General features: G+C 46.4%; 16 protein-coding genes and 3 pseudogenes. 11 read left to right on the top strand and 8 right to left on the bottom strand.

All coding sequences use genetic code 11. The features are described 5' to 3' along the window. Nucleotides 1-9 precede the first annotated feature (9 nt). Nucleotides 10-138, bottom strand: a pseudogene (locus ACL02P_RS08915) (IS3 family transposase); the annotation flags it as partial. 684 nt (nucleotides 139-822) lie between these two features. On the opposite strand from ACL02P_RS08915, the gene ACL02P_RS08910 reads away from it, so the two are divergent. Beyond that, nucleotides 823-1,110 (top strand): hypothetical protein, encoded by a 288-nt coding sequence (locus ACL02P_RS08910; RefSeq protein WP_412837143.1) that lies wholly within the window; start codon nucleotides 823-825, stop codon nucleotides 1,108-1,110. 687 nt (nucleotides 1,111-1,797) lie between these two features. Here the strand turns inward: ACL02P_RS08910 and ACL02P_RS08905 are convergent. Together ACL02P_RS08905 and ACL02P_RS08900 are read right to left on the bottom strand one after the other, a co-directional pair. Next, nucleotides 1,798-1,995, bottom strand: a complete 198-nt coding sequence (locus ACL02P_RS08905; protein ID WP_339302007.1) for a hypothetical protein — start codon at nucleotides 1,993-1,995, stop codon at nucleotides 1,798-1,800. Nucleotides 1,996-2,037: 42 nt separating this feature from the next. Continuing rightward, nucleotides 2,038-2,424: pseudogene (locus ACL02P_RS08900) on the bottom strand (manganese catalase family protein); the annotation flags it as partial. Nucleotides 2,425-2,642: 218 nt separating this feature from the next. Between ACL02P_RS08900 and ACL02P_RS08895 the strand changes: the two are divergent. After that, a pseudogene (locus ACL02P_RS08895) lies at nucleotides 2,643-3,079 on the top strand (DUF4231 domain-containing protein). Nucleotides 3,080-3,168: 89 nt separating this feature from the next. Here ACL02P_RS08895 and ACL02P_RS08890 read toward each other — a convergent pair. Next, a complete protein-coding gene (locus ACL02P_RS08890; protein ID WP_412837142.1) occupies nucleotides 3,169-4,368 on the bottom strand; it encodes an IS256 family transposase in 1,200 nt (399 codons plus the stop codon). Nucleotides 4,369-4,886: 518 nt separating this feature from the next. On the opposite strand from ACL02P_RS08890, the gene ACL02P_RS08885 reads away from it, so the two are divergent. From ACL02P_RS08885 to ACL02P_RS08865, 5 genes are read left to right on the top strand one after another with little or no spacing between them, the layout of a single operon-like run. Then, nucleotides 4,887-5,795, top strand: coding sequence for an ABC transporter permease (locus tag ACL02P_RS08885; RefSeq protein WP_323076311.1), 909 nt, complete (start codon nucleotides 4,887-4,889; stop codon nucleotides 5,793-5,795). Between the two features lie 33 nt (nucleotides 5,796-5,828). Next, nucleotides 5,829-6,749 carry a carbohydrate ABC transporter permease gene (locus ACL02P_RS08880; RefSeq protein ID WP_260071309.1) on the top strand — a complete coding sequence of 307 codons (921 nt, stop codon included), beginning with the start codon at nucleotides 5,829-5,831 and terminating at the stop codon, nucleotides 6,747-6,749. 58 nt (nucleotides 6,750-6,807) lie between these two features. Next, entirely contained in the window at nucleotides 6,808-8,505 is a 1,698-nt protein-coding gene (locus ACL02P_RS08875; RefSeq protein WP_260071308.1) for an extracellular solute-binding protein, read from the top strand. Between the two features lie 36 nt (nucleotides 8,506-8,541). After that, complete coding sequence (locus ACL02P_RS08870; protein ID WP_412837141.1) at nucleotides 8,542-9,525, top strand: Gfo/Idh/MocA family protein; 984 nt, start codon at nucleotides 8,542-8,544, stop codon at nucleotides 9,523-9,525. Between the two features lie 18 nt (nucleotides 9,526-9,543). Next, nucleotides 9,544-10,626, top strand: a complete 1,083-nt coding sequence (locus tag ACL02P_RS08865) for a Gfo/Idh/MocA family protein (protein ID WP_412837140.1) — start codon at nucleotides 9,544-9,546, stop codon at nucleotides 10,624-10,626. Nucleotides 10,627-10,726: 100 nt separating this feature from the next. Here the strand turns inward: ACL02P_RS08865 and ACL02P_RS08860 are convergent, their stop codons facing one another. The 4 genes from ACL02P_RS08860 to ACL02P_RS08845 all read right to left on the bottom strand — a co-directional run bounded on the left by ACL02P_RS08860 (nucleotide 10,727) and on the right by ACL02P_RS08845 (nucleotide 13,395). Beyond that, entirely contained in the window at nucleotides 10,727-11,071 is a 345-nt protein-coding gene (locus tag ACL02P_RS08860) for a DUF3221 domain-containing protein (protein WP_323076319.1), read from the bottom strand. Nucleotides 11,072-11,179: 108 nt separating this feature from the next. Next, nucleotides 11,180-11,659: an MFS transporter gene (locus ACL02P_RS08855; protein ID WP_323076321.1), complete on the bottom strand. Its 480-nt coding sequence runs from the start codon at nucleotides 11,657-11,659 to the stop codon at nucleotides 11,180-11,182. Between the two features lie 238 nt (nucleotides 11,660-11,897). After that, entirely contained in the window at nucleotides 11,898-12,068 is a 171-nt protein-coding gene (locus tag ACL02P_RS08850; RefSeq protein WP_339302012.1) for a MerR family transcriptional regulator, read from the bottom strand. 151 nt (nucleotides 12,069-12,219) lie between these two features. Next, a complete protein-coding gene (locus tag ACL02P_RS08845) occupies nucleotides 12,220-13,395 on the bottom strand; it encodes an ROK family transcriptional regulator (protein WP_323076324.1) in 1,176 nt (391 codons plus the stop codon). A gap of 394 nt (nucleotides 13,396-13,789) precedes the next feature. Here ACL02P_RS08845 and ACL02P_RS08840 point away from each other — a divergent pair, with 394 nt between their 5' ends. The 4 genes from ACL02P_RS08840 (at nucleotide 13,790) to ACL02P_RS08825 (ending at nucleotide 17,883) form a co-directional block, all read left to right on the top strand. Beyond that, entirely contained in the window at nucleotides 13,790-14,767 is a 978-nt protein-coding gene (locus ACL02P_RS08840) for an ROK family protein (RefSeq protein ID WP_412837139.1), read from the top strand. A gap of 74 nt (nucleotides 14,768-14,841) precedes the next feature. Then, complete coding sequence (locus ACL02P_RS08835; RefSeq protein WP_412837138.1) at nucleotides 14,842-16,155, top strand: ABC transporter substrate-binding protein; 1,314 nt, start codon at nucleotides 14,842-14,844, stop codon at nucleotides 16,153-16,155. A 10-nt stretch (nucleotides 16,156-16,165) separates the two neighbouring features. Beyond that, nucleotides 16,166-17,038: a sugar ABC transporter permease gene (locus ACL02P_RS08830; protein WP_323076327.1), complete on the top strand. Its 873-nt coding sequence runs from the start codon at nucleotides 16,166-16,168 to the stop codon at nucleotides 17,036-17,038. Nucleotides 17,039-17,064: 26 nt separating this feature from the next. Then, nucleotides 17,065-17,883 (top strand): carbohydrate ABC transporter permease, encoded by an 819-nt coding sequence (locus ACL02P_RS08825; RefSeq protein WP_323076329.1) that lies wholly within the window; start codon nucleotides 17,065-17,067, stop codon nucleotides 17,881-17,883. Nucleotide 17,884 lies beyond the last annotated feature (1 nt).

The raw sequence follows: 17,884 nt of genomic DNA, 5'->3' as shown, positions 1-17,884 counted from the left end.
ACACCTTTACTAAACAGCCAGTTGCCGAAATTCAATCGGTGACTGGTTGTTTAGTTTCGCTTGAATTCGAAATACGTTATAGTATGTGATATACTCTCGAGTGGTCTGCTCAACGTGTGTGTTGTCAGAATCGTTGAGAACTATTTCAAAAATGATGAGAGTGAAATTTCATAATTAATGAGAAACGCATAGATATGCATTAAAATGCATATTTTTTAGAAAATTCCCGCACTGTGATCATGGGGGCAAAAAGTCCGAAGCAAAACATACCGCTTCGGGCTTTTGTTTTTTCGGCAGGAAGTAAGTTCATTTAGTTAGAGGAAATACTTTTGAATGAAGATCGGGAAAAGTCTCGACGTAAAAAACTTCAATATGTTGATTGAGCAGATAATCTTTAGCGAACGGATTTTCGGTGAATCGTTAAAATCTGACCTTTACTTTGCAAAAATGTGAATGCATGGGGATAAAAAGTGGAGTGCTGCTCACGATACTCCAAAATGTACCTCGAATCAGGCGACCCGGATTATTACATCTGCGTGTCGTAATAAAAAGTTGAGGAGTAAGCACCACGGAACATCTATCGCTTTATACGGTATGTACAGATATCTTGCGTCTTGTTTCCTTTAATGCAAGCACATGAACTTTAGATGTAGATAATGGATTGTACTGACATGTGGTTTGGTGTAAAATGAGATATATGTAAAGAATTAGCATGTTTGTCGACACGCCAAGATATATTTACAAAAGTTATGTAATCAAACTTATTAGGTGATATGAGACTAGTGCATTTCTAAACTTAGCTTAATACAAGGAGGTACTTAAGTGAAAAAATCTGAATTATCATCTTATATTTGGAAAATAATTTGGTTGGTCGGTTTGGTTATATTTGCAATTATTTCTTTTAATTATCAAACTCGAGTTCAACAAACTGTGGATGAAACATACAATTTTATCCCAATTATATGGATTGATTTGCTCATTACATTTTTATTTGGTTCGTCTATTTCTTCTTTACTTATAAAAATCTCATCTTCTCGTGTGTTGGGAGTCATTTCAGGTTTATCATTAGTTTCAAGCATTATTAACACTCATACTAATTCTACACAATAACTGCCAAAACACTTAAAAATTTTGATAATAGTGGGACTACAAAAGTACGACAAACCAAAGTAGAGCTTTCTAAAAATAATAGATTAGAAACTACCTCCCATACTTTTGATGTAAATTTTAGTATCGGCCACTATAGCTCCCCAGGTCAAAAAAAGTTAAACTTAAAGTGGACTTATTATGTTTGGAATGCTCAAAATATCTATAGCCCTGCTGTGGGCCAAAAAACCAGCAATATGTATTTTTCCTATACATCAGGCTAATTTACCTAGAAAGTGGAGGTTATCACATTGGGAATGTTCGGTTGCTTTGTTCTACTGCTTTGTTTACTCTTTCAAGCTGTATTTTTGATGAGAAGCAAACATAAACTTCGAGACTTATTTTTAATACTCGGGGTTCTATTTACACTGAATTCTATATTACTTCTTTATGGATATATTCAAACGATGCAAGGAGCAACAGACATTAGCTATTTATATGTTTTCAATTTAAATATGGATCAGGTTTTCCCATATTTCAAAACTTCACTTGGATTAGCACTGGTCAGCTTCACCATGTACCTTTTCAGAAAAGTTCAAGAAGAGGAAGAAGAATCATAGACTTTGAAAGAATGCAGTAACGTAAAAACAGGAGAGAAACAGAAAATCGCCGTTTCTCTCCTGTTACCGCGCTCCCTATTATCTCTTCACTTCAACCCGCCTGCTGGCCTGCTGCATCAATTCGTTCCTGCGAGGCGTTCGAGCACTTCTTGCAAACTTTCAGCTGTTGCCCTGCACTGGTGTTTTTGACATGCAGCAGCTTGATTCGTGTGCTTCCGCACACTGGACACGTTCCACGACCGCGCGAAGGTAAGTTCCAAAGCGATTTTCCACGTTTATTTTTGGCCATGATCAGATCCCCTTCAACGATAAAATAAGTTCATTTCAAAAATTAGAAGAATTTCTTATGCTCCCGATCCTCTTTCAGAATTTCTACCGCTTCACGGAACCGCAAGCTGTGCACGATTTCGCGTTCGCGCAGGAACTTCAGGCTGTCCTGGATATCCACGTCGTCGGTCATGTCGATGAGCCACTGGTATGTAGCCCGCGCCTTTTCTTCCGCAGCAATATCCTCATACAAATCGGCAATCGGATCGCCTTTTGCAGCAATATATGTCGCCGTAAAAAGGACGCCGCCAGCGTTCTCATAGAACAAGGCACGATCGTGGTTCACATAATAGGGAGCCATTCCTGCTTCCTTAAGTTGCTCCACAGTAGCGTCCTTCGTCAGCTGGTAGACCATCGTGGCGATCATTTCAAGATGGGCGAATTCTTCTGTACACATTAGTTATCGTTTATGGATTAATCGTTAAAAGGAGATAAATACCCCATTGAACACAGGTCTATAGTCTTAGGCGTGTTTATGTATATTAAGCATTTATATAAAATATCATGATTTTTCTATGATTTCATTTCCACATATCGCCAATATAGGTCTTTTACTGTAGAATTAAATCGAAAAGAACTAGTAAATTTGTCATATGTTAGGGGGATGCCATGGACATCACTGAAAAAGATTACTTTAAAGAAAGGCTTGATCAACAGATAGAATGGTACGATAAAAAGAGCCAAAATCATCAAAAAAACTATAAATGGGCCAAGAGAATTGAGTTTGTCTTAGCTGCTCTCATCCCACTATTATCAGGTTTTTCAAAAGATACTTCGTTCATTTCTATTTCTGTTGGTATATTGGGTGCTGCAATAGCGGTTATTGAAGGACTTATGAGCTTGTCAAAACACCATGAGAACGGATCGAGTACAGAAGCATTTGTGAGACTTTGAAACAAGAAAAGTACACATACTTAACGAGAACAGGAGTCTACAAAACTGAGAACCCATTTGCATTACTAGTTGAGCGAGTAGAAAACATTATTTCGAGAGAAAATGTTAACTGGGCCAATATAAATTCAAAAAAACCTGAAGCAAAAAAATAGTTAAACTTTTTTTGTACACTACTCGGGTCTGTCAAGATTTCTGTGTAAACTCATTCCAAGCAATCCCCCCGAGGGGGGATTTGGTGCTTCTAACGTAAATAGTTACTGACCCGATCCGGAAAGAAGACCGAAAGCTGAAGGAGCATCTGCCCCCAGTTTTGGACACGGCCTGTCCATTTTCGTGTCACATCCATCGTGGCCAGGTAGAGCATTTTCAGCAGGGCTTCATCGGTAGGGAAAATACTCTTCCCCTTGGTCACCTTGCGAAGCTGCCGATGGTAACTCTCAATCATATTTGTGGTGTAGATGAGTTTGCGGATCTCAGGCGGATACTTGAAGAAGGTGGAGAGCTCCACCCAGTTGTTGCGCCAAGAGCGGACTATAAGCGGATACTTAGCGCCCCAGACTTCCTCGAAGCGGTCCATCTCTAGCAGCGCTCCTTCCTCGGTTGCGGCTTTGTAAATGGGCTTGAGGTCGGCAGTCACCTTCTTCAAATCCTTGTACGACACGTAACGAGTGGAGTTGCGGATCTGGTGAATGATGCACTTTTGAATCTCGGTCTTTGGATAGCAGGCCGCAATCGCTTCGGAGAAACCACTCAGATTGTCCACACAGATGATGAGAATGTCTTGGACACCACGATTTCGCAGGTCATTTAGCACGCTGAGCCAGAACTTACTGGATTCATTCTCCCCGATCCACATACCGAGTACATCCTTATTCCCGTCCAGGTCGATGCCAATCACCATGTAGGCCGCTTTGTTAACTATGGCCCCGTCCTGCTTCACTTTAAAGTGAATCGCATCCATGTAGACGACCGCGTAGACGCCTTGAAGCGGCCGATTCTGCCATTCCTTAATGAGAGGCACGATTTTGTTGGTGACATTGGAAATGAGCGTAGGCGAGACTTCGATACCGTAAAGGTTTTGCAGATGGTCTTGAATCTCTCGTGTACTGACACCTTTGGCGTACAGGGCGATGATCTGATCTTCAATGCCAGTTACATTCTTCTGGTGCTTCTGCACAACAACGGGCTCGAACTCACCCATCCGATCCCGTGGAACTGCAATTTCCTGCTCTCCGTATTCGCTGACCATCGTCTTCTTGCTCTTGCCATTTCGGCTATTTGGCGTCATCTTGGCTTTGACCTCGTGCTTCTCGTAGCCTAAGTGCGTATCGAGCTCTGCTTCCAGCATTTCTTGAAGAGTTTCAGCAAACAGTTCTTTCAAAGCATTCTGCGCGTCTTGTGGTGCCGTTACCAGCTTGTTCTCCTTAATGAAGGCCCGCAATTGCTCTTTCCATTTTACTGGGTTTAGGAGTTTACACAAACTATTTTACAGACTCACCGGCGGCGCTAAAATGGACGGATGGAATTGACTGGGGAGAGCTGATAGAAGGTATGGGCATTTAATCGATTCTCTATCCTATAGAGGCTACCTCTCGGGTCATATGACCTTATGAGTATATCGGAATTACTTCAGCCTAAGCTGACAAGCTTAGGCTTTTTTCTACATTTAAAACTTATTACATATATTGATTATGTCATATTGAATGTTACACGAAAATGGATATATAAACCAATTTATTCCTAGAAATTTACACATATTAAGCTTTAGAGGTGACTTTTAAAAAAAATATCTTGGAATTTTTCTTATATCATATTGAATATATTCATTTATATCGAATATTATTAACACATAGAAAAGAAAACGCTTGCAACTAAGGGGGGAGTCTATCGCAAAGTTAGCAGCTTAGGAGTACAAGTCACTAGAATCCATCCAACGAAGCTTTAGGAGGTGAACACAGCATGGGATCCAGTAAATTACGCAAAATTTGGTATTTCCGGCACATCTACTTGTTTTTACTTCCGGCGATCATTTGGTATCTCATTTTTGCCTATTATCCGATGTACGGCATTTTAATAGCGTTCAAAGATTTCAAATACAATCTGGGCATATTAGGGAGCCCGTGGGCTGGCTTTAAGTATTTCGAACAGTTCTTAAACGATTCCAGCTTTTACGATGTCCTCCGCAATACCTTGTCCATCAGCGCGCTCAAACTGATTTTCGGATTTCCAGCGCCGTTGATCCTGGCCTTGATGCTCAATGCGGTGATGCACCGGAGGCTCAAGAGAGTGTTCCAAACGATTTCTTATTTGCCGCACTTCGTTTCGTGGGTTGTTGTCGTGACTTTGCTGCAAAAAATCCTGTCCCCGAACGTTGGGCTGATTAATGACATCCGGTATCAAATGGGGTTGGAACCGATCTTCTTTATGGGTAAGCCGGAATTGTTCTATCCGTTGGTCGTCATATCCGACATCTGGAAAGGGGTCGGTTGGGGATCGATCATTTACTTGGCTGCGTTAACGAACATCGATCCGCATTTGTATGAGGCTGCGGAAATCGACGGGGCCGGAAGGTGGAGTAAGCTGTTTAAAATTACGCTTCCGAGCCTGACGCCAACGATCGCGATCCTGCTCATCTTCTCGCTCAGCGGCATTCTGAACGCAGGCTTTGACCAGATTTGGCTGATGCAAACCCCGGCTACTTTAAGCGTGTCGGAGATATTGGACACTTATGTGCTTAAAACAGGACTCCAGCAAGGGCAATTAGCTTATTCCACTGCCATCGGTTTATTCAAATCAGCGATCTCACTTGGGCTCATTGTGCTTGTCAATTATATCTCCAGAAAAGTGAGCGAGGTATCGCTATGGTAATAAGCCAACGGCAAGCATGAGGAGGTTGTGCGCATGGGGGCAAAAAGGCTGACGTCGGCGGACCGAATCTATATGGTGCTTAACTATTCGGTGTTGTTTATATTTTGCGCCACGGCGCTGTATCCCTTTATCTATTTCCTGGCCCTTTCGTTTAATGACGGCTACGACGCGATGAAGGGCGGAATCTATTTTTTTCCTAGAGTCTTTACGTTAGAGAACTATGCAAAAGCGTTTACCAACCCATTGATCTTAAATTCGTTTTATATTTCGGTGACCCGAACCGTTATCGTTACGGTTGGCTCGGTATTGTTGACGGCTTTGCTGGCTTATGCGCTTTCGCGGAAAGGCTTGCCGGGCCGAAAGTATATCGTCTTCTTCTTTTTCTTTACCACTCTGTTCAGCGGGGGCTTGATCCCAACCTTTATCCTGTTCCGGCAAATCCACATTCTCAACACGTTTTGGGTATTGGTGCTGCCTTCCCTTTACAGTTTCTTTAACGCGATTATTATGAAAACCTTCTTTGACGGAATTCCTGAGGCTTTGTCAGAGTCGGCCCGGATCGATGGTGCCAGCGAGTTATCCGTATTCGCCAGAATCATCCTGCCGCTCTCGATGCCGGTGCTGGCGACCATTGCCTTGTTTGTTGGGGTAGGGGTGTGGAATGACTGGTTCACCGGGCAGTTTTTTATCCAAAATGAGAAATTACACCCTGCCGCGACATTCCTGAACAAAATGATCAGTGAAGCTTCCTTCCAGTCGATGACCTCGTCGTCGGGGAACAGCGGTTCTGCGATTCAGAACATGACCGAATCCCAGCTGGAGCTGCGGGGAGTGACTCCGGAAGCCTTGCGGATGACGTTCGTCATCATTATTACCACACCGATCATTTGTGTGTATCCATTTCTCCAGAAGTATTTCGTGAAAGGCGTATTGGTTGGTTCGCTTAAGGAGTAGTTGGTATAAAAGGCTAAGCCTTTTATATAAAAAATGTTCATTGAAAGGGGAGTAGCGTATGAGCAAAAACGGGTTGAGGAGCGGTTTTATCATCACACTGATCGCCTTACTGCTGACGGCATGCGCAGGGTCAGGCGGGAATAAGGAGGCTAGCACGGTTAACTCGGGTTCGAACGAACCGGGTAGCGTGAATGAGACGGGTGCCGAAGAATTTAAGCCTGTCACCTTAACGTACCTCAGCGCCTGGAATGGCGGCGGAGGCGCCTTCCCGCAAGATCAGGAGAATAATCCCGTAGCTCAAAAAATCCGGGAAAAAACCGGGGTCACTTTAAAACTAGAATCGATCACGACCAGCGAAGTAGAGAAACTGAACACCATCTTCGCTTCCGGCACAGTTCCGGATATCGTGAATGCCCCATTCTGGTCGACGACCGGGGGAGAAGGACAAGTTATCAAGAAGGCGGCCATGGAAGGCCAGATTCTGGACTTAACACCTTATCTGGATAAGTACCCGAATGTAAAAAGACTGGTGACAACCGGGATCGCCAAGGATTTTAACGAGTTCGATCTGAATAGCCCGGATTTTGAAGGAAAAACCTATCTCATTCCTACAGAAACTCCAGACGGAACCCCTGAGAGCATTCATAACTGGAACTATGGCCTTTATGCCCGGGGAGATATTCTGAAGGCGTTAAATGTCAAAGCCGAGGATATCGATACGCAAGAAGAACTGTATGATTTGCTGGTTAAAATCAGAGACGGCGGCTTTAAGGATATTGCCGGCAAACCGGTCATTCCGGCAGGTACGATGTGGAATGGCTGGGATTATGGCCAATTCCTTGCCGGTTGGTCAGACTACAACATTTCGGACTACCGTGAAGAAGGCGGTAAGCTGATCCATTGGACGCAATCCAAGGATCATGAAGAGCGGCTGTTCTACATGAGAAAGTTGTTAAACGAAGGTTTGTTTGACCTTGAAGCCTTCAGTAATACGAGCACAACCGCAAACGAAAAGCTGACGACAGGCAAGCTCGCTGTATTCGGAGCTCAACCGATGTTAGCGGAGTTGTCCAAGACGCTGTATAAGACGAATCCGGAAATGCAATATGAGCTGCTTGGACCGATGAAGAATAAGCGCGGAGAAATTCGGACGCAAGTCGAGAAACCCGGACGTTCCGGCTTCCCCGTCCTGTTCTTAAGCGCGAACATCAAAGATCCTGATGCGGCGTTGCGTTACATTGATTATGTGAACAGTGAGGAAGGACGTTTGCTTGCCTACTACGGCATTGAAGGCACGCACTACACGCTGGAAAACGGGATTCCGCAATGGATTCCGGATGTGAAGAAGCAATTTGATGAGAATCCGGATCTGAAGAGAGACGCAGGGCTGAATTTCCTTCCGGGACGATTCATTGGCGCTTTCTCCGATTCCGTCACTTGGCCAACGCCAGAGGATCAAAAAACGCAGTGGCAAAAGCTGGAGGAGAGCTTCTCGGCCAGAATGCCGATCAAAATCATCGACAAGGTCAGCGCCAGCTACCTCGCGAGAGAATGGCCAAAATATGAGGAATACGTCAATAAGACCAGCAGCTTGAATTTTGATGATGAATTTAAGAAAGCACTGTTTGCCTCGTCGGATGAAGAAGCCTTAAATATGCTGCATAAAGTTCAAGAGAAATTTAGAGATGCGGGCGTAGAGGAAATGGCAGAGTTTGTGGCGCAAAAAGCGGCAGAACGGGATGATGTAGGGTTCTAACCCCTTCTCATCCTGAAGATGAAGGAGGGAACGAGGATGTTAAACGTGGCGATGTTAAGCAAATGGCATGTGCACGCAGAGGATTATGCCAGAACGTTGCAATCCCATGGGAACGTGAAGATCACTGCGGTCTGGGACGAAGAACCGGAGCGCGGCAGAGAATGGGCGGCCCGATTAGACGCGGACTTTGAGGCAGATTTGGACACTCTTTTGCGGCGGGAAGATGTGGATGGGGTAGTGGTGGATGCCCCTACGAGCATGCACGCTGATGTCATGGTGGCTGCGGCGCAAGCCGGCAAGCATATTTTCACCGAGAAAGCGATGGCGCTGACCACGGAGGAATGTGACCGAATATCGGCAGCGGTACGTGAGGCCGGCGTTAAGTTCTGTATCTCCTTCCCGGCCCGCACGAGACCGCAGGAATTGTTCGCAAAGCAGCTGCTCGATGACGGAATCCTAGGGAATGTGACACTTCTGCGCATTCGGAACGGGCATGACGGGGCATTAAACAATTGGCTTCCGGAGTACTGGTATGATGAGAAGCAAGCCGGCGGCGGGGCGATGATGGATTTAGGTTGTCACCCGATGTATCTCGCCAGCTGGTATTTAGGGAAGCCGAAACGGATCACCTCCATGTTCCATTACTTCACTCAGCGCGCCGTAGAAGATAATGCGCAATGCTCCATCGAGTTTGCGAACAATGCGGTTGCCTTGGTCGAAACCAGCCTGGTGACGTACCGTACTCCTTCTGCACTTGAAATTTATGGCACAGAAGGCACGTTGATCATCTCGGATTCGAATGTAAAAGTCATTTCGAAGCAGTTCGATTTCCCCTTCTCCGGATGGATATCGCCAACACAGCTCCCTGCAGCGCAGCCGCTCCCGATCATTCAATGGGTGGATGCCTTGCTTGAGGATAAGCCGATGCCGTTCGGACTGGAAGATGGAACGAAATTGACGGAGCTCCTGGAAGCAGCCTATATCGCCCACAAGGAAAATCGAACGGTGGAGTTCAAGTAGCGCGGAGGAGGGGAAAGGATGAGAACGGTAAAAGTAGGGATCATCGGTTGCGGACTCATTGCCAATGACAAGCATATGCCGAGTTTAGCGAAGGTGGACAATGTGCGGATGGTAGCCTTCTGCGACCTGATCCCGGAAAGAGCTGAAGCTGCCGCGAAGAAATTTGGTACGCCGGATGCCAAGGTGTTCACGAATTATAAGGATCTGCTGGCGCTGGAAGAGATCGAGGTTGTACATGTGTTAACCCCCAATAGTTCTCATGCCTCGATTTCCATCGATGCGCTCGAAAGCGGCAAACATGTCATGTGCGAGAAGCCTATGGCGGTCACGGGTGCTGAGGCAAAAGCGATGTATGAAGCTCACTTGCGAAGCGGCAAGAAGCTCACCGTCGGTTACCAGAGTCGATCCAGCGCCAAGAGCCAACTGCTCAAGAAGATGATCCAAAATGGCGAACTGGGAGATATCTATTTCGCCAAAGCGGTGGCTACTCGCAGAAGAGGTGTACCAACCTGGGGCGTGTTCTTGGATAAAGAGAAGCAAGGCGGCGGCCCGATGATCGATATCGGAACTCATTCCCTGGACCTGATCCTCTGGTTGATGGATAACTATGAACCGGAAAGCGTCGTCGGCAGTGTGTTCCATAAGCTGAAATACACCGAAAATGCCGCAAACGAATGGGGCTCCTGGGATCCCAATGAGTTCGAAGTCGAAGACTCCGCATTTGGCTACGTGAAATTCAAAAATGGGGCTACGGTGATTATTGAAACGAGCTGGGCCCTGAATATTGCAGACGGCGGAGGCAACCTGCTGTGCGGCACGAAGGGCGGGGCGGACTTTAATAACCGTAAACTGCGGATCAACGGCGAAAGAGACGGAAGCTTGTTCGTGAATGAAATCGACGTGGACCCAAACGCAAGAGAACTGTTCCGCGGGGAGAAGTTGACCGATTTCGAGTATGAAGCCAAACAATGGATTCACAGCATCGTCAACGACACGGAACCTCTTGTGAAACCAAGGGAAGCGATGATCGTGTCTCAGATCTTGGAGGCGGTCTATCAATCCGCGGAAACGGGGAAAATCGTTTATTTTGATCAGGAATAAGTACGCGAAATAATAAATCTCGTAATCCGTCCGTAAAGCGACAGCTTCGCGGACTTTTTTTGTGATTGTTTGATTCAATGGATGTTGTATCTGCCATTGCCTAATTTTTGTCTTTTGTAATCTTTTTGGCGGTAACTTGTGCTGGAAATGAATCATCACTTACTTCAAAGAACACTGTAACCTCATCACCTTTTTTATATTTTGAAGGTGTAATTTTATTTACCCAGATGGCTTGAGAATACTCATTGGATTCCAATACTTCTTTGTAATTCTTGCTCAGGTCTTCCTTTTTTAAGTGTGAAATTACTAAAATTTTTTTATTCTCTTCATCTACCGTGTGTACAATCCCTTTCAAAACTTCATTGTTCTTGCTACAGGCAATGACTAATAAGAAAAAAACAAAGATAAGTGTCCATTTAACAATAGTTCTAGATTCTTTAAACATGGACTTTCTCCTTTGAAGGGTTGAGAGTTAGTTTAAAATTGGTTGCACAGGTATTGCATTCAGTACATTTCCGATATAGGAGTATACGGCATTTCCATTATAGCGACCTTAGCAGTGGTCAACATTAAAGATTCGTAGCTGCCCTTTTAATGACATGCCTTCTGGTCGGGGCAGAGGCTGAATCTGTTTCATCACGCCGATCCAGGCGATCGCTGTCAGAAGCGTGATGATTAGAAAAGGGAATCTCCAACCCAACAGTTGCCCCAGCAAGGTTCCAAGCGGAGCGCCTAGAATGACGGATACGGTTAACCCTGAGCTAACAAATGCGATACTTCTCCCTTCCCGACCAGGGCGGGCCAGATCTTTCGCAGTAACAACAATTGTGCCGAAGAGAGTGCCGTGAGCGAAGGAACTTAGGATACGCCCTGCCAACAGCGTCCCGTTCATCTCGCGGGGAAAATAGATCTCCCTGCTGGGAAGTTCCGGACTGATTTCGTAGCCATTTTTCTCAATCCAGGAACCCAGATCAACGCTAACCGGCGTATCTGTATCCGGACGGCTCCGATGCTTAACCGAAGCAACGGTCACTTCCGGGAGCACTTTGGTCTTAAAACAATCTCCTCAAACAAACAAGGGATGTTTGCTCTGCTCGTCGTTTCTTTCACGGATACGACCCTTAAAGGCTCCACCTTTTTCACCAAGATCTCATGATGAGGTGTTCCGCCTCGTTCGATCTGTTCCAGTCTGGCCTCGATCCGTCTTAATCGATTGACTTCAGACTCGATCAAGGACTGCACTTCTGCTTGTTTGAGTCGAAACACCCCTCTCATTTCAACGCCAAGATCCGATGCAGGACAAGCAATTGCTCGCTTGTATAATAGCGATAGCCGCTTTGCTGGTCCTTATAAGCAGGCTTCAGCAAATCAAGCTGATCGTAGAAGCGTAACGTTTTGACAGGAACTTGACTCAACTTGGAGAATTCGCTGATCTTGAACATCCTCATATTCCTTTCTCATCTTAACGAAATGATCGTGAACCCATTATAAACTCTCCATCGCAGTGGAAAGTCAAGGGGGGGATATACAAAAAACGCAAAGCCGTCGCTTTGCGTTTTTTTGCGGTATGAGAGAGCAGTAGAGGGTGTAACATCATCCGTTTCTATTGACTCTACGGTACTCGAGGTTATTTTCCATGACAAGGGCGGCGTTACCGATAAAAAACGCATTTCCAGGGAACTTTGAACGTGCGATCTGGACCTTACGGCGGTTGCCTGCAGCGATGATGCGGGCATTAACCTCCTGCTCAAAATGCTGAAACAGTTGGTCTTTAGCAAACCACAGGTCACCTCCGATAAAAATACACTCCGGATCATATAGGTTCACGATGTTGATCAGGCCGCTCAGAAGATAATGATTCATTCGCTCCAATGCGGCGGAACAGATCGCATCGCCAGTTTCTGCCTTGATGAGCAGCTGCATCCAATCTAAGTCGTGCGGCGCGCCATTCTGATGCGCCCAATGGAGGGTAGCGCGGACGCTGCTCATGGCCTCCAGACAACCGCGCTGCCCGCATGCGCATAACTCCCCATCGGTTTGCACAATCATATGACCAATAATCGAAGCCAATCCATTCGTGCCGCTATACAAGCGTTGATTGAGGATCACTCCTCCGCCGATCCCGGCCGTGACCCCCACATACACGAAGTTGTTATACTGCTTCCCGCCTCCATAATACATCTCCGCCAAGGCGGATACGGCCATATCGTTTTCAATATAAACGGGAAGATTCCAACGTTCCTTCAACCGGGGAACGATATGAATGATGTCGATATTAAAATCAGGCGGATCGATGATGACGCCTTCCGTCATATTGATGGGGCCAATACTCGCAATCCCAATGCCCCAGACCTTCTCGATGGGGACATTTTGGAGGATGACCTCGCACATGGCCAGCAAGCCGTTGATAAAGCTGTCCTCGGTCGTAAATTGCCCGATCGGAACCTGATTGTGAAGAACAATCGCGCCGGTCAGATTGATAATTCCCACTTGCAAATAATCCCGGCCTACGCTGATGCCTAGCGTCAGCAAACTGTCGGGGACGACTTCCAACAAGGTTGGGCGCCGTCCCGAGGTTGAAGCGCTAGTCCCGCATTCGCGGACGATTCCCTCCTCCAAAAAATCAGCAATCAGCGAAGTGATGGTCATTTTGCTTAGCTGAGTTTTTTTGCTCAGCTCGATTCTGGATATTGGACCACATGTGGCAATGGTCTTTAAGATGAGAAACTTATTGGTTTCGATCATGTTCTGATGATTTACGCCCCGCATTGATGCCATCTCCATATGTAAGAATAGGTATTCCTTTACAATTTCAAAGTATATTACTCGTATTATATCACAGTTATGTGAGGTTCGTGCTATAGCAGTTTTCTCAACAGTTCTGTAGTTTATATCGCATCCGGAAGGACAAATAGTAAACGTGGATTATTAATTGCGGTTGGTTTTTAAAATATACGCTATATCGAAGAAAATATTATGTTTTAAAATTACTGATTTTGTATTGACATCCCGTTGAAAGCGATTTTATAATCCTATTAGTAAGAGATATTTACTATTTGCTATTCCCGCATGAAATCGCAGCCTCTTTAAGGTTTCGGAACCGAGTTCATCAAGCAATCTGCCTATAACCTGCGGGGATACGAATGGAGTGATGGATTTTGTTATGCGGATAGGAGTGGATATTGGCGGCACGAAGGTCTCATGTGCGCTGGTAGGAGAGGATAAGACCATTCTTTCAAAAGTAAGCTTTGATACAAGGGGGGGACGGCCCTATACGGAGGTGCTGCGTGATATCGCGGATTCCATTTATTCTGTTCTGGACCTAGCTGGAATCCGACTCGATGAGGTTGAGGCGATTGGCCTTGGCTGCCCGGGAATTTTGGATCAGCAAAAGGGAGAAGTGATTTACTCCAACAATATTGCCTGGGAGCATGTACCGCTTGTAAAAACGCTGCAGAACTATGTACCCAAGGAAGTCTATATCGACAACGATGCCAATTGCGCTGCATTGGGCGAGTATCTCTGCGGAGCGTCCCAAGGAACAAGCTCATCGGTTACCGTCACGCTTGGCACAGGGGTTGGCGGGGGGATTATCCTTGGCGGACGAATTCATAGCGGATTTAATTCGGCGGCAAATGCGATCGGGCATATGGTCATCGTGTCCGGGGGGGTGTCGTGCACCTGCGGGCGACGAGGCTGCTGGGAATCCTACGCCTCCATCACGGCACTGGTTCGTATGGCTGAGGAGATGGCAGCGCAATTTCCGCATTCCCTTCTGGCCGAGGTGAAGAGGCGCTCCGGGCAATTTAACGGGAAGAACATTTTTGATACCGCCAGACAAAACGATCCCGCAGCCATAAGGCTGCTGGACAGATACTACTTTTTTGTGTCAGAGGGGATTATCGACATCATTAATATGTTTCAGCCTGAGATGATTGTAATCGGGGGTGGAATTAGCAGCGAAGGCGACTATCTGTTGCAGCCCATTCTTGCCCATGTAAAAAAGGGGGTGTACTGCAAGCAAGTTCCGCTGCCACAAATTACGATTGCCAAACTAAACAATGATGCCGGACTCATTGGCGCAGCTTACTTGCACGGGTATCAGGCAACGGCAGTAAAGCAAGGAATCAAACGCGTTTAGTCTACAAACCCGCTTGATGCTGCACATCGTGCCGCGGGGTCATTGTACAGATCAAACAAGGGGAGGATAAATCGATGTCTGGCAAAAAAATGATGTCCTTATTTCTTACCATGTTCCTAATGACGGGAATCCTTGCAGCATGTGGTGGAGGGAACGCCTCCGATAACACCTCTGGAAACACCGGAAATACAGCTAAATCCGAGAATACACCTACTCAGACTGGCGGAAAAGTCGAGTTTTGGCTGGATAAACTGGGCGATGCAGAAAAGGCGTCTCGTTTGGCTGAAGCCTGGAAGAACGATTCGGGGATCGAGGTGGAGTTTACCAATTACCCGGATGTAGCCGCCTATCAGACTGCGATCCAACAAACGATCGATGATCCTGGGGCTCCAGGCTTGTTCACCTGGTGGAGCGGTCCGCAATTGGAAACGCTGGCCAAAAACGGCAAGCTGGCAGATCTGTCTGCGGAATGGGATCACTACATCGCTGACGGTGTTTCCGCAGATATCAAGGAAGCTTTCACGGTGGGCGGCAAGGTCTACGCTGCTCCTTACAGTCTCCGCTACATGTCCGTACTCTATAATGTGAAAGTATTTGAGGCTGCCGGCGTGGCAGTTCCTACGACATTCGAAGAGTTTCTAGAGGCCTGCGAGAAGATCAAGGCCAGCGGCGTCACCCCGATTGGCTTGAAGAACGACTCCTGGGCTAGCTTCATCTGGTTCCAGCAATTAATTGCAGCTTACGATCCTCAGCTGTATATCGATATTTGCAATGGCACCAAGCCCTATACGGATGAGGCTGTGAAGGAAGTGATGGCGATCTGGAGAGACATGTTTAATAAAGGTTATTTTGGAGAGCCCATCGTCTACAGCGATCTCCATAAAGAATTTGCGACAGGCGTCGTTGCGATGATGTTGGAGGATAGCCCAACCGTTACTGGTTTACGGAACGATTACGGCATGGAGCCCGGAACCCATATTGATGCCTTTATCCTGCCTAGCATGAGGGGTGGCAAGGGGACGATCTTCTTTGAAGCTTCGCCAATTGTCGTGACCGAGGCTAGCTCCTCCAAAGAACAGGCTCTCGCCGCTCTGCGCAGCTTCTACAAACCGGGTACCCAAATGGTGATGGTCAACGACCACGGCATTGCCAACATTAGTACGATATCCGTGGAAAATCAAACCATTCAGCGCATTTTGGATATGACCGGAGATTCTTCCAAGTACCAGCTCCTGCTTCGCTTCTATGAAAATACTCCCGAGGATCTACGCAATACGGCCATTGATGAGCTCTCTCGCTTTATGTACAGCGGCGCGGATATTGACGATGTGCTGAATACCATCCAGGCTAAGGCGGATGAAGTATTCGGTTTAATTACGAAGGAGTGAGGGGGTTCCTTTGAAGAAAAGCAGCTTCGCTTGGACGAATTATCTTTATCTGCTGCCGGCGGTTTTGCTGGTTGCTGTCTTCTTTGCCACATCCATAGTGTACACAGTTCGTCTTAGCTTCTATGAATATGACGGATTTTCCGCTATGCGGTTTGTGGGCATAGAAAACTATCGCCATCTGTTTCAGGATGTGAACTTCAAAATTTCTTTTATGAACACGGTCATCTGGGTTGTGTTTTCCCTTGTGTTTACCTTAGCGCTGCCGCTGCTGTTGGCCGTTTTTATTAAGAACAGTTCCTGGGTTGGCGGGTTTAAAAATATTTTCTACTATCCCACGGCACTGTCGAGCACCATCGGGGGCATTATCATGGTGGCCATTCTCTCGAAATACGGCATTCCTCAGCTGTTTGGCTTACTGGGATTTAAGAGCTGGGTTCGCGATTGGCTGGCCATCCCTTATGTCAATACCTTCATCATGATTTTGATGGGAACGTGGCAGGGCGTTGGCTTGAACACCATTCTATTCATTACCGGGCTGACCACCATTCCCGCTTCCCCTATTGAGGCTGCCAAGATCGAAGGCGCGCGGACGATTCAGCTTTACACCAAGGTGATTTTCCCGCTTCTCCAGCCTACCACGATGGTGGTGTTGCTGATGTCTTTGGTGAACAGCTTTAAGGTGTTTGACTCGATCTGGGTCATGACAAAAGGCGGGCCTTACCGAACTTCCGAAACCTTGGCGTTGACGATGTATCAGGAGTCCTTTATCCACGGTAAATTCGGTGTCGGTGCGGCAGTGGCTGTGGTGCTCACCATCATGATCTTGATCGTCTCCTATTTTAATATCCGCAACACCTTCGGAGACACCGACCGGACGGCCTGAGGAAGCGTGAAAGGAGAGCCCATCCTATGAAAAAAGTAAGCCAAGGAAGAATCGCCGTAAATTCGGTGCTGATCATTCTATCGATTTTTTGGATATTCCCGGCTTTGTTCGCCATCATCGGGATGTTCAAGAAGAAGCAGGAATATAATCTGGGGAACTTCTGGGATCTGCCGAAGGGAATAAGCCTGGCCGAAAATCTAAAGGGAATTGCCGGCGCCTTCGGCATGGTGAAGGGGATGGTCAACAGTCTCCTATATGCTTCTGTTTCGGCGGGGGCAGCCGTCCTCATCGCCATCCTGGCCGCCTATGCCATTTCCCATCTCAAGATCAAACGGCCGATGTTCTGGTTCCTATTTATCTACAGTGGAACGATCTTCCCGTTCCAGATCTATTTGATTCCGGTTTACAAGGGACTGACGGCCACCAAGCTGTACGATACCCAATTGGGGATGATTTTGTTCTATACGGCAATCTGCGTGCCTTTCTGCATGTTTGTGCTCCGGAATTATTTTCTTGGCATATCGAAGGAAATTTGTGAATCGGCAAAAATCGATGGTTGCAACAGCCTGCAAATTTTAGGGCATATCTTTGTCCCCATGTCTACCGCCCCGTTGGCTGTTATCTTCCTTACCCAGTTCAATTGGGTGTGGAATGAGCTCATGTTTGGTCTGACCTTCACGAAATCCCGGGAGATTCGTCCAGTGATGGCTGCGATTTCATTAATGGACAAAGCGAATGTACCGGTGATTCTTATGGCCTGCGTGGTAGCATCGATTCCTACGCTGCTGTTATTTTTCTTGCTGAACAAACATTTTGAGGCTGGCTATGCTTACCAGAGCAAGTAAT

It is taken from the genome of Paenibacillus sp. MB22_1 (genome assembly GCF_047200555.1).
In the GTDB taxonomy this organism is placed as follows: domain Bacteria; phylum Bacillota; class Bacilli; order Paenibacillales; family Paenibacillaceae; genus Fontibacillus; species Fontibacillus phoenicis.
Note: the sequence above shows the minus strand (reverse complement) of the source record. Positions and strands in the feature narration are given on the sequence as shown.